Source organism: Mesorhizobium sp. M7D.F.Ca.US.004.03.1.1, assembly GCF_003998635.1.
In the GTDB taxonomy this organism is placed as follows: Bacteria; Pseudomonadota; Alphaproteobacteria; order Rhizobiales; family Rhizobiaceae; genus Mesorhizobium; species Mesorhizobium loti.
In genome coordinates this window covers 1-738 of sequence record NZ_RZQG01001567.1, presented here as the reverse complement: position 1 = coordinate 738, position 738 = coordinate 1, and the positions used below count along the sequence as shown (strand labels likewise).

Annotated in this window: 1 protein-coding gene; it reads right to left on the bottom strand. The window is 63.0% G+C overall.

Annotation, left to right across the window (positions count from 1 at the left end):
* Positions 1-738 (bottom strand): aminotransferase class I/II-fold pyridoxal phosphate-dependent enzyme (locus tag EN935_RS38735; RefSeq protein ID WP_127374388.1); only part of this gene is annotated, 738 nt, incomplete at both ends.

The window sequence follows — 738 nt, the reverse complement described above, 5'->3', positions numbered from 1 at the left end:
TCGTTCAGGAGATAGGTCGCCACCGCCGTATCGTCCTCCAGCACGACGCCTTTGGGTGTCTTGCGGCCGATCAGGCTGGCGCAGCCGATATAGGCATAGAAAGCGCCTTCCGGCGGCGGCAGCGTAAGGCCGTTGATGCGTCTTATGCCATCGACCACCAAATTCCTGCGCGCCTCGAATGCCTCGCGGAAACGGGTCACCTCGTCCTGCGGGCCGTTCAGCGCGGCGACTGTCGCCGCCTGGGCGATCGAGCAGACCGAAGTGACCGACTGGCTCTGAATGGTCGACATCGCCTTGACCAGTGGCGCCGGGCCAGCCGCGTAACCGACACGCCAGCCGGTCATCGCATAGGCCTTGGCGACGCCGTTGACGATAAGGCTGCGGTCCCGAAGGTCCGGGCAAGCTTTGCCGAAGGATACGAATTCGCGGCCATCGAAGATGATGTGCTCATAGATCTCGTCGGACAGGATGAGCACCTGCGGATGCCTGGCAAGGACCGCGCCCAGCGCCTTGAGGTCGTCGGCCGAGTAGACCGCGCCGGATGGATTGCCGGGCATGTTCAAAAAGAGCCATTTGGTTTTCGGCGTGATTGCCTTTTCAAGCAGCTCCGGCGTCAGCCTGAAGCCGCCGCTTTCCGGGCATTCCACGGTGACGGGCGTACCGCCGAGCAGCTTCACCATCTCGGGATAGGACACGAAATAGGGTGCGGGCAGGATGGCCTCGTCGCCAGGTTCTGTC